The sequence below is a fragment of the Achromobacter sp. genome (assembly GCF_050285585.1).
Classification (GTDB): Bacteria; Pseudomonadota; Gammaproteobacteria; order Burkholderiales; family Burkholderiaceae_B; genus Achromobacter.
On sequence record NZ_JBLZXF010000060.1, the window covers coordinates 1 to 10,859 of the forward strand.

General features: G+C 66.8%; 10 protein-coding genes. 5 read left to right on the plus strand and 5 right to left on the minus strand.

What is annotated here, in order from left to right:
* The 5 genes from ACN6PJ_RS30100 to ACN6PJ_RS30120 form a co-directional block, all read right to left on the minus strand.
* On the minus strand, positions 1-1,750 hold a 1,750-nt coding region (locus ACN6PJ_RS30100; protein ID WP_427999332.1), incomplete at its 3' end, for an acyl-CoA dehydrogenase.
* 25 nt (positions 1,751-1,775) lie between these two features.
* Positions 1,776-2,384, minus strand: coding sequence for a flavin reductase family protein (locus ACN6PJ_RS30105; RefSeq protein WP_175178929.1), 609 nt, complete (start codon positions 2,382-2,384; stop codon positions 1,776-1,778).
* Complete coding sequence (locus ACN6PJ_RS30110) at positions 2,385-3,446, minus strand: CaiB/BaiF CoA transferase family protein (RefSeq protein ID WP_062683956.1); 1,062 nt, start codon at positions 3,444-3,446, stop codon at positions 2,385-2,387. It lies immediately after the preceding gene.
* 45 nt (positions 3,447-3,491) lie between these two features.
* Positions 3,492-4,472: a Bug family tripartite tricarboxylate transporter substrate binding protein gene (locus tag ACN6PJ_RS30115; RefSeq protein ID WP_062683955.1), complete on the minus strand. Its 981-nt coding sequence runs from the start codon at positions 4,470-4,472 to the stop codon at positions 3,492-3,494.
* A 54-nt stretch (positions 4,473-4,526) separates the two neighbouring features.
* Entirely contained in the window at positions 4,527-6,632 is a 2,106-nt protein-coding gene (locus ACN6PJ_RS30120; protein WP_175178928.1) for an acetate--CoA ligase family protein, read from the minus strand.
* A gap of 141 nt (positions 6,633-6,773) precedes the next feature.
* On the opposite strand from ACN6PJ_RS30120, the gene ACN6PJ_RS30125 reads away from it, so the two are divergent.
* From ACN6PJ_RS30125 to ACN6PJ_RS30145, 5 genes are all read left to right on the plus strand, one after another.
* Positions 6,774-7,646, plus strand: coding sequence for an SDR family oxidoreductase (locus ACN6PJ_RS30125; RefSeq protein ID WP_278737486.1), 873 nt, complete (start codon positions 6,774-6,776; stop codon positions 7,644-7,646).
* 42 nt (positions 7,647-7,688) lie between these two features.
* Entirely contained in the window at positions 7,689-8,855 is a 1,167-nt protein-coding gene (locus ACN6PJ_RS30130) for an acyl-CoA dehydrogenase family protein (RefSeq protein ID WP_062683952.1), read from the plus strand.
* Positions 8,855-9,379: a MaoC family dehydratase gene (locus ACN6PJ_RS30135; protein ID WP_088147517.1), complete on the plus strand. Its 525-nt coding sequence runs from the start codon at positions 8,855-8,857 to the stop codon at positions 9,377-9,379. Before ACN6PJ_RS30130 ends, ACN6PJ_RS30135 begins: the two co-directional genes overlap by 1 nt.
* Positions 9,380-10,156: a citryl-CoA lyase gene (locus ACN6PJ_RS30140; protein WP_062683951.1), complete on the plus strand. Its 777-nt coding sequence runs from the start codon at positions 9,380-9,382 to the stop codon at positions 10,154-10,156.
* 159 nt (positions 10,157-10,315) lie between these two features.
* Positions 10,316-10,859: IclR family transcriptional regulator (locus ACN6PJ_RS30145; RefSeq protein ID WP_427999333.1), on the plus strand; the 544-nt coding region annotated here is incomplete at its 3' end.

Consider the following 10,859-nt stretch of genomic DNA (forward strand, 5'->3'; position numbering starts at 1 on the left):
CGACGCTTTCCGCGCCTTCGCAGATAGCGGTTTTCAGGCCGCCCGCATGAATCAGGATGTGGTCGGCGTAGAACTGCGCGCTGGCCTGGGCGGCCTGGCACGCCTCGCCTTCCAGGCCGCCGCCGAGCGCGGCGCGCAGGCGCAGGCCGTGCATCCAGGCGCCGGCCACGGTTCCCCACAATTCGAGGTAGGCGGCGGCGCCCGCGTGGGCGCCGCGCGGGTCTTCGGCGCCGTGGGCCAGCAGCCAATCGATGGCGGCGCGCAGATGGACGCAAGCGTGTTCGAGGCGCTCGCCGAATGCGCGCGAGGCCGCCGCGCCTTCCTGGAGGGCGCGGGCCAATTGCCGGATTTCGTCCAGCAGGCCGCCGGCCTGCGCGCCCCGGTCCCGAAGGGTTTTGCGGCCCAGCAGGTCGTTCGCCTGGATGGCCGTGGTGCCTTCGTAGATGGTCAGGATGCGGGCGTCGCGATAGTACTGGGCGGCCCCGGTTTCCTCGATGAAGCCCATGCCGCCGAAAACCTGGACTGCGTCGTAGGTGATCCGCTGCGCGTTCTCGGTGAACCAGCCCTTCATGACGGGGATCAGCAGTTCCACGCGCTCGCGGGCCTGCCGGCGGGTTTCGGGCTGGCCGGCGGCGTGCGCCTCGTCCCTGCGCATGGAGATGTACATGCCCAGCGCGCGCATGGCCTGGATGCGGCTTTTCATGGCAAGCAGCATGCGGCGGACGTCGGGATGGCGCAGGATGGTTCCGCCCCGTTCTTCCTCGCCGACGATACGCCCCTGGACGCGCTCCCGCGCGTACCAGACGGCATGCTGGTAGGCGCGCTCGGAAATGGCCAGGCCCTGGTTGCCGACCGAGAAGCGCGCCTCGTTCATCATGATGAACATGGTCTTCAGGCCCTCGTTGCGCTCGCCGACGAGGTAGCCGATGGCGCCTGCGTCCGCGCCGAACTGCATGACGGCGGTGGGGCTGGCATGGATGCCGAGCTTGTGTTCCAGCGCGGTGCAATGCACGTCGTTGCGCGCGCCGAGGGTACCGTCGGAGTTCACCAGGTATTTGGGCACGGCAAACAGCGACAGGCCTTTGGCGCCGGCGGGGGCGTCCGGAAGCCGGGCCAGCACGAGGTGGATGATGTTGGCGGCCAGGTCGTGGTCGCCGTAGGTGATGAAGATCTTCTGTCCGGAGATGGCATAGCTGCCATCGGCTTTTGGGATGGCCCGGGTTTTGACGGCGGCCAGGTCCGAGCCCGCGGCGGGTTCGGTGAGGTTCATGGTGCCGGTCCATTCCCCGCTGATCAGCCTGGGCAGGAGCTGTGCTTTCAAGGCTGGGTCGGCCGCGCTCAGGAGCGTCTCGATGGCGCCGCTGGTGAGCATGGCGCAGAGGGCGAAGCTGGGGTTGCAGGCGTGCCAGATTTCTTCGGTCAGGGTGGACAACACATAGGACAGGCCCTGGCCGCCGTATTCCTCGGGCTGGCGCAGGCCGTTCCATCCCCCTTCGCAGAAGGCGCGATAGGCGTGCTGGAAGGCGTCGGGCACGCGCACCGCGCCGTCCTGCAGCCGGCAGCCCTCAAGGTCTCCCGCGCGATTGATCGGGTCCAGCACGCTTTGCGCGAATTTGCCGGCTTCGAGCACGACCGAGCGCACCAGGCTGGCGTCCAGCGAGGATCCGCAATCCTCCAGATGCGCGTCCAAGGGGAAAACCGAAGCCGCGAGGAACTCGATGTCGTGCAGGGGGGCGTGGTACTGGCTCATGGGTGATGTTGATTCAGAAATAACGTTATGGCGCGGCATCTTGGGAGAAACGCGCGCCCAGGCTGGCGTACCACGGGCCGCCCAGCCGGCAGGCCGGATCCAGCAGCGTGCCGTCGATGCGGCCATCCTTCATGCATGACTCGGCGATGCTGAAGTGGACGACTTCGCCGATCAAGAGACGCGTGGCCCGGGCGCCGAAAACCAGCACCTCGGACAGTCGGCATTCCAGCCTTGTCGGGCTCAGCGCGACGCCCTGGGGCCGCACGCGGCGGCTCGGCACCATCTCGATGTCCAGCAGGGCGGCTTCGTCGATATGGGGCGGGAAGTGGCCGGAGGTGGCATGCATCGCGGCAATCTGGGCGACGGTGACGAAATTGACGACGAACTCTTCGGTTTCCTGGATGTTGACGACGGTGTCTTTGTCCTGGCCCTGGTGCTGGCTGATGCTCAGGGCGATCAGCGGAGGATCCGTCGAAACCAGGGTGTAGAAGCTGAAGGGCGCCAGGTTGCGCTGGCCCGCCCGGTTCAGGGTGGAGACCCAGGCGATCGGCCGGGGGACCAGGCAGGAGGCCAGCAGGCGGTAGGTTTCGCGCGCGCTCAGGTCCTCGGCGTCGCGGCCCACGTGCGTGTCCATTCAGCGTTCGTCCATATGGGTCAGGCGGACGGGGTAGCGGACATACCTGGCGTCCGGATCCGTGCCGAACAGGCCGCGCGCGCGCATGTGCGGGGAGGCATGCAGCGCCAGGGGCGCTTCCACCCGCGTCGCGGGGATGTCGGCGGCCTCCAGGCGCGCGAGGAGGTCCGGCGCCGCCATGCGGCCGACGCGGCGGGCGATCGCGTCGTTGATTTCGCCCGCCCGTTCCTCGCGCTCCCGGTAGGTGGCGTCCGGCGCGTCGGAGCGCGGCAGCGGCAAGGCCTGCCGCAGGCGCAGCCAGAAGTGGTCTTCCAGCGCCGCGATCGCGACGAAGGCGCCGTCCTGGGTCTGGAACACGCCGTAGGCGGGCTTGTTCAATACGTCCTGGCGCTGCGCGGCCAGCGTGGACTTGCCCGCGGCCGCGAACTGGCCCAGCCGGGGGTTCATCCACTGCGCGACGCAATCCGTGAGCGACACGTCCAGATGCTGGCCGCGGCCGGTGTGCTGGCGCTGCATCAAGGCGGCCAGCGTGCTGGACAGCGCGTACATGGCGCCGCAGAGGTCGGCGACGGGGAGGCCGGCGGCCGCGGCCGGCATCGCCGGGTCGCTGCCGGCCAGGGCCAGCGCGCCGGCCGTGGCGAGATAGTTGATGTCGTGGCCGGGCCGCTGCGCATAGGGGCCGGTCTGGCCGTATCCGCTGAGGGAAACATAGACCAGCCCGGGGTTGAGCCGCGCGGCCTCGTCGTAGCCCAGGCCCAGCCGCGCCATCACGCCGGGGCGGAATCCTTCGATCAGGACGTCGCTGCGGGCGATGAGGTCGCGGGCGGCGTCCAGGCCTTCGGCCTGCTTCAGGTCCAGCATGACGCATTGCTTTCCGCGGTTGACGGACTCGAACACGCCGGGATACAGCCGGCGCGCATTGTCGCCGTGGGGAGGGCGTTCGATTTTCGTGACGCTGGCGCCGAGTTCCAGCAGGTTCTGCGTCAGGAAAGGACCGGGCAGCAATTCGGAGAAATCGGCAACGGCTATGCCGGCCAGGGGCAGGGCGTGGGAACGGGACATCGCGTGGCTCGTGCGCAGGGGAGTCGGAGGGGGAAAGAAACGGCCCTAGTCCAGCTTGACGTTGGCTTCTTTCACGACGTTGCCCCACTTGATGGACTCCTCGCGCACGAACGCGTTGAAATCCGCGCTGTTCTTCTTCAGCGGCACGCCGCCGAATCCGATCAGCCGCGAGGCGATCTGCGGATCGTCGATCGCCTGGGCGAACGCCTTTTCGAGTTTCGCGGCCACGGGCTCGGGCGTTCCCGCCGGCACGAAGACGCCCATCCAGGAGATCGAGGTCGCGCCCGGATAGCCGAGTTCGGCCAGCGTGGGGAGATCGGGGAAGGTCGGCAGGCGCGTTTCGCCCGTTACGGCCAGGGCGCGGATCTTGCCGCTCTTGATGAAGGCTTCGGTCGACACCGGGTAATCGAAAGACAGATCGACCTGGCCGCCGATCAGGGCGGTGATCGAGGGCGCGCTGCCCTTGAACGGGATGTGGCTGAACTTCACGCCGACGATGGACTGGAAGAGCTCGGAGGCCAGGTGCGTGCCGGTGCCCGCGCCCGCGCTGGAGGTATTCAGCTTGCCGGGATTGGCCTTGGCATAGGCGATGAGCTTGTCCAGGGTGTCGTACGGCCGGGATTCATTGACGACGACGATGTTCGGGATGGCGGTCAGCCCCTGGACGGCCGTGAGCGCCTTGTCCGGGCGGCTGCCGGTGTTGTAGATCAGGGGGTTGGTGACCTGCGTGCCCTGCGTGCCGAGGAAGATGGTGTAGCCGTCCGGCTTGCTGTTCGCCGCGTACTCGGCGCCGATGTTGCCTCCCGCGCCGGCGCGGTTCTCGATGATGATGGGCTGGCCGAGCAGTTCGGCCGCGCGCGCGCCCACCGTGCGCGCGACGTTGTCGGTGATGCCCCCCGCGGTGAACGGCACGATGAACCGGATGGGGCGGTCTGGGAAGGCGGCGTCCGCGGACGCGGTGGCGGGAGCGAGGGACATCGCGGCGGCGATGGCGGCCAGGGCGCCGGTGACACGTTTGATGAACATGGGAAGTCTCCTATATATCGGTGCGCTATCTGCTGTAGCGCGTGTTGAAACGCGTTATCGGCCGGTGGCGATCAAGACGGCATCCAGCGCGATAGCGCCCTCGGTGCTGACGAGTACGGGGTTCAGGTCCAGCTCCTTGACGTCGTGTGGGCCCTGCGTCACGAAGTCGGACACGGCCAGCAGCAGCCGCTCCAGCGCCGCGATATCGACGGCAGGCTGGCCGCGGCATCCCTTCAGCAGCTGGTGGCAACGGGTCTCTTCGATCATCTGGCGGGCGTCGGCCGGCGTCAGCGGCAACAGCCGGCGGCTGACGTCCTTGAAGACTTCGACGTAGACGCCGCCCAGGCCGAAGGTCATGACATGGCCGAACAAGGCGTCCTCGTGCACGCCGACCAGGGTTTCGACGCCGCGCTGGGTGATCATCTGCTCGATCAGGATGCCGTCGATGACCGCCTGCGGGCAGGCCTGGCGCGAATTCGCCATGATCAGCTCCCAGGCTTCGCGGACTTCCTGCGGGGTGCGCAGCCCCACGATGACGGCGCCGATGTCCGATTTGTGCAGGATCTGCGCGCTGACGATCTTGGCCACGACGGGGCCGCCGCATTGCGCGGCCGCTTCCAGCGCTTCCTCGGGGCTGCGGCAGAGGCGACCGAACGGCACGGCGATGCCGGCCTGGCTCAGCAGCTGCTTGGCATCATGCTCGATGAAGGTCCGCGGCGCCGGCGCGCTTGCGGGCGGGGCGGGGCGGCTCATGATGGACGGCGTCCAGTGGCGGTCGAAGGCCCGGGAGGCGATGCCGTAGCCGTTCCATTTCGACAGCGCCTTGACGGATTTTCCCAGCGTCCGCACGGGCGTCATGCCCGCGTCGACCAGGCATTGGTAGCCGGTGCCGAGCTTGTCGCTCATCCAGACCGGCACGATGGGGATCCCGATTTCGCCCTGTACCTTGACGAGGTTCCGGCAGGCGGCCAGCGTGGTGTCGCCGTACTCCATGGGAATCGGATACAGCACGACGTCGACGTTCGGATCGCGGGCCACGCACAGCAGCGACCCGTAGCTGATGTCGCTCTGCACCAGGATTTCCGCGGTGGTGTCGACGGGGTTGTCGATGGCGGCGTAGCTGGGCAGGAGCCCGGCCAGGGCCTCGCGGGTGCCGGGATCGAACTCGGCGAGCGTCAGCCCGGCGCTGCCCAGCATGTCGGCGGCAAGCGCGACGGTTCCGCCGGAGAACGAGTAGAGCGCGGTGCGCACGGGGCGCGCGGGGATGCCGCGCGCCAGCAGCGCCGCGGTATCGATCAGCTCGTCGATATCGTCGACTTCGATGATCCCCAATTGCCTGAAGGCCGCGCTGTTCACGTCCGCGCTGCCCGACAGGGCGGCGGTATGGGACTGCGTGGCCTTCACGCCATAGGCGGATTTGCCCACCTTCAGCGCCACGATGGGCTTGCCCTGGCGCGCGGCATTCAAGGCCGCGGCGGCGAAGCGGGGCGCGTCGTTGATGCCTTCGAGCAGGGTGACGATGACCTTGATCTCGGGCAGGCCGACCATGTGGTTGATGTAGTCGCTGGCGGTCAGGTCGACCTCGTTGCCGCTGGAGCACCACAGGCCGATGCCGACGCCGCGACCGCTGGCCTGCAGGAAGGTGCGGCCCAGCCCGCCGCCCTGCGTGACCAGCCCGATGGGGCCGGGCAGGCGGTCGTACTGGAAGGCGGGCGAAAACGTGAAGCCCAGCCCGCGGTTGTTGTTGGTCATGCCCGGGCAGTTGGGGCCGTAGATCCGAATGCCCGTTTCCCGCACGATGGCGCGCATCTGCTCTTCGAGCTGCCGGCCGGCCTCGCCGGTTTCCCCGAAGCCGGAAGTCAGCACGATGGCGAACTTGACGCCGAGCCTGCCGCAGTCCGCCAGCACGCTGACCGCCGCAGCCGCGGGGACCACTACGATGGCGGCCTCCGGCGCATAAGGCAGATCCAGCACGGAGCGATAGGCGCGCCGGCCCATGACCGAATCCTTGGTCGCATTCACCAGGAACAGTTCGCCCGTGTAGCGGGAGTGCTCGACGATGTTGGACAGCGCGCGCTGGCCGATGCTCGCGGGCCGGTCGGAGGCGCCGATGAGGACGAGCGAGCGGGGATCGAACAAGGGGGCGAGGTCAGGAAACATTCAAAGTCCTTTGTGCGCATTCGGCTGGTTTGCCGATGGCTTGCGAAAGCTGTTGTTTATACGACGTGTCGGATACTAATTCGAGGTTTTGCATTTGGTCAATAGAAAAAAATTCGACATTTCGTCAATCGATACGATATTATGAATTTAACAAAGCCGTTCCCCAGGGGGAAACGCCGGGCCAGAACCGGCGCGGCGCCAGGCGGATCAACGCGGCGGCATGCCTGCCGCCCAGGGCTCCACAAGAGGAAAAACATATCCATGGACTTGAGAATTGCAGGAAAGGTCGCGCTGGTAACCGGATCCGGCCGCGGCATCGGCGCGCAGACGGCGCGGGTGCTGGCCGAAGAAGGGGCGCGGGTGGTCATTACCGATATCGATGGGCAGACCGCGGCCGCCACCGCGCAGCGTCTGCGCGAAGACGGATACGAGGCCATCGGCGTGCAATGCGACGTTTGTTCCAAGGAGCAGGTCGCCGCCATGGTCGACGCCGCCGCCACGGCCTTCGGCGGCGTGGACATCCTGGTCAATAACGCCGGCTTCACGCGCGACAAGTATCTGGGAAAGATGGCCGAGTCGGACTGGGACTCGGTGGTGGACACCATCCTGAAGGGCGCATTCCATTGCACGCGGGCCGTGCTGCCGGGAATGATGGAGAAGAAATGGGGGCGCGTGATCAACATCGCCTCGCGGTCGATCTTCGGCAATCCGGGCCAGACCAACTACACCACGGCCAAGCTGGGCCTGGTGGGTTTTACCCGGGCACTGTCGCTGGAGCAGGCGAAGTTCGGCATCACGGTCAACGCGATCGCGCCGGGTTTCATCGAGACGGAACTGATGCAGTCCCTGCCTTCCTACCCCATGCTGCGCGACGCGGCGCTGGCCAGGAATCCGGTCGGGTTCCTGGGGCAGCCGGACGACATCGCTTCGTCGGTCGCGTTCATCGCTTCGGAACATGCACGCTATATCACCGGCGTCACCCTGTACGTGACGGGCGGTCGCTACTCGTCGTGAAAACCACAACCTTGATCATGAAATGGCCGCATAGAGGACAACATGGATTTTGATTTCGATTCGAACCAGCTGGCATTGCGCGACAGTATCAAGCGCTACATGAAGGCCGAGATCGGCCCGCGCATCGCCGCCTGCGAGGCCGACCGGCGCATCCCGCTGGACGTGCTGCAAGGGCTGGCCCAGTTCGGTTATATCGGCGGGCTGTTGCCCGAGGACGATGGCGGGTTCGACCTGGACTTCGTCACCTGGGCGATGATGATAGAGGAGGCGGGATACTGCTGGGGCTCGTTGCGCACCATCCTCAACATCACCAACATCTTCCTGCGCCTGGTCAACGCCTACGGAACGCCGGCGCAGAAAGCGGCCTTCCTGCAGCCGGTGCTGGCATCGACCCGCAACGTCTGCGTCGCGATCAGCGAGCCCAATCACGGCTCGAACGTGGCGGGCATCGAGTTCAAGGCCGAGGACCGCGGCGACCACTACCTGCTGACCGGCAACAAGCTGTGGATAACGAACGGCGTGAACGCCGACTATGCCATCGTGCTGGCGCGCACGTTCAGCCCGGCCTGCGAAGGCAAGCTGTCGCTGTTCCTGGTGGACCGCGAGCAATCGCCGTACGAAGCCCGTCTGGTGGACAAGATGGTCCTGAAGGCATCCGGCACCGCCGAACTCGGCTTCGACGGCGTGCGCGTGCCCAAGGAGAACCTGCTCGGAACCGAGGGCGGGGCCTTGAAAACCATGTTGACCGGCCTGAACTACGGACGCCTGAACATCGCGATGGGCGCGGTGGGCGCGGCGCAGGCGGCGCTGGACCTGTCCATTGAATATGCCAAGACGCGCCGCCAGTTCGGCCGCCCCATCGGCGAGTTCCAGCTCATCCAGAAGCACATCGTGGACATGATGGTCCGGACGGAAGCGGCGCGCGCATTGGGCTACAAGGCCGCCGTGGCCGTTCAGAAGGGGTTGCCCGCGCGGGTCGAATGCTCGATCGCGAAACTGTACGGCGCCGAAGCCGCCCATGAAGTCGCCAAGATCGCGCTGAGCGTGCATGGCGGGCTGGGCTACTCGACGGAGTATCCGCTGGAGCGCATTTTCCGCGACACCAGCGGCGGCACGATCCCCGAGGGCACGGCGGAGGTCCAGACGCTTATCGTCGGCCGCGAAGTGCTGGGGCTGTCCGCCATCAACGCCGCGGGGGCCGCGCAATGATGTCCGCGCATACCGATACGCCGACGCCCGCCGCGCTGGAAGCTCTGCGGTACTACTGGGACGACCTGCCGCCGGGCCTGTCGGTCGACACGGCGGCGCGCACCATCACGGAAGCCGACGTGGCGGCGTTCGCGGGGCTGAGCGGGGACTACAACCGCCTGCACACGGATGCGGTTTACGCGGCCGGGACCAAGTTCGGCCAGCGGATCGCGCACGGCATGCTGGTCGGTTCGATCATGTCCGGATTGAACACGCGCACGGTGCTGAACCAGTGCCTGGAGCCTTCGATCCTGGGCTTGCTGGAAATGTCGTACCGCTTCGCCAAACCGGCGTTCGTGGGCGACACGATCAAGGTCCGCGTCACCGTCACGGATCGGCGCGCGACCAGCGACCCCGCCCGGGGTGTCGTGGAATTCGACCGCGAAGGCATCAATCAGGACGGCGTGACGGTCTGCATCTGCAAGGTCAAGATGCTGGTCGCCCGCCGCGCGCAACAGTCCGTCGACAACACAGTGGAGGCATGAATGATAAAGACCGAGATCGGATACACCACACCGGAAACCATCACGGTGCGCGGCAAGAACCTGGCGACGGAACTACTGGGCAAAGTCGATTTCATCGACATGATGCTGCTGACCATTTTCAATCGCGTGCCCAGCGCCGCCGAGAAAGCCATGGTCAACCATATCCTGGTCACCGCGTGCGACCACGGCCTGACGCCCAGCGCCATGAGCGCCCGCCTGACCTTCCTGGGCGCGCCGGAGGCCATGCAGGCGGCGGTGGCGGCGGGCTTGCTGGGCGCCGGCAGCGTCTTCCTGGGCACCACGCAGAACTGCGCGGAGATGCTGGCCGCGGGCGCGCAGGGCTTGTCCGAAGCGCCCGACGATGCCGAGTGCGACGCGGCCGCGCGCGCCATGATCGGCGCCAGCCGCGAAAAGAAACAGCCCATCTACGGGATCGGCCATCCCATACACGTCAACGGCGATCCGCGGGTCCCGACGCTGCGCGAGCTGGCGCAGGAACTCGGCTACTACGGCAAGCACTGGCGGCTCATGAACGCGGTGCCGCGCGTGTTCCTGCAGGACCGCAACCGGAACCTGCCCATGAACGTGGTGGGCGCGATCGGCGCGATCATCTGCGACATGGGGCTGGATCCCATGATCGCGCGCGGCCTCATGCTGGTCGGGCGCGCGGGCGGCCTGGTGGCGCATTTGTACGAAGAGCGCGAGCACCCCATCGGCCAGGAAATCTGGGACCTGGTGCTGGCTCAGGACGAGCGCAATGTTGCCCCTGCTCGTTGACATCGGCTACACTTCCGACGCCGAATAAAGGGATGCGTGGCGGCTGCCCGCCACGCGGAATCACGGCGTCTCATCGCTCCAGTTCAAAGAAAACACCGCCTCTTAACTTGCCGCGCTCGCGCCGCGGGCCGATGGCAACTCCAGGTAATCGAGCGTTATATGCCGACCTTCGTTAGCGCCGCCGCCCGCGCCATGGCGGTATTTGAAGTCTTTGCCCGAGAAAAAAGAGAGCTCTCCAATTCCGATCTGGCCCGGCTGCTGGATCTCGCCGACAGCAGTTGCCTGGACCTGCTGTATACGCTGCACAAGCTGGGTTACCTCTTGCGCACCCAATCGCGGCGCTATTACCCGACCGGAAAGCTGGCCCTCGCGGTCCAGCAGATAAGCACGGTCGATCCCATCATCCACGCCACCCGCGAAGTGCTGGAACAGCTGGCCGAGCAGACCGGCGAAACCGCCTACATCGGACGCATCGACGGCGCCGCCGTCAAGGTCGTCGCCGTGCGCGACGGCAAGTATCCGCTGCGGTACATCCTGGCCCTGGGAGAACGCATCGCGCTGCATGCGTCCGCCATGGGCAAGGCGCTGCTCGGCGGCCTGCCCGAAGAGGCCGCGCGCAAGCTCCTTACCGCCAAGCCGTTGCGCAAAGTGACGTCCGCCACCGTCGTCGAACCCGATGCGCTGCTGGCCGAGATCGGCGCGA

Excerpts from the sequence above, each read along its gene's own strand:
- ACN6PJ_RS30115 (WP_062683955.1), bottom strand. The coding sequence starts at position 4,472 with ATGTTCATCAAACGTGTCACCGGCGCCCTGGCCGCCATCGCCGCCGCG.
- ACN6PJ_RS30120 (WP_175178928.1), bottom strand. The coding sequence starts at position 6,632 with ATGTTTCCTGACCTCGCCCCCTTGTTCGATCCCCGCTCGCTCGTCCTC.
- ACN6PJ_RS30135 (WP_088147517.1), top strand. The coding sequence starts at position 8,855 with ATGTCCGCGCATACCGATACGCCGACGCCCGCCGCGCTGGAAGCTCTG.
- ACN6PJ_RS30130 (WP_062683952.1), top strand. The coding sequence starts at position 7,689 with ATGGATTTTGATTTCGATTCGAACCAGCTGGCATTGCGCGACAGTATC.
- ACN6PJ_RS30125 (WP_278737486.1), top strand. The coding sequence starts at position 6,774 with ATGAATTTAACAAAGCCGTTCCCCAGGGGGAAACGCCGGGCCAGAACC.
- ACN6PJ_RS30140 (WP_062683951.1), top strand. The coding sequence starts at position 9,380 with ATGATAAAGACCGAGATCGGATACACCACACCGGAAACCATCACGGTG.
- ACN6PJ_RS30110 (WP_062683956.1), bottom strand. The coding sequence starts at position 3,446 with ATGTCCCGTTCCCACGCCCTGCCCCTGGCCGGCATAGCCGTTGCCGAT.
- ACN6PJ_RS30105 (WP_175178929.1), bottom strand. The coding sequence starts at position 2,384 with ATGGACACGCACGTGGGCCGCGACGCCGAGGACCTGAGCGCGCGCGAA.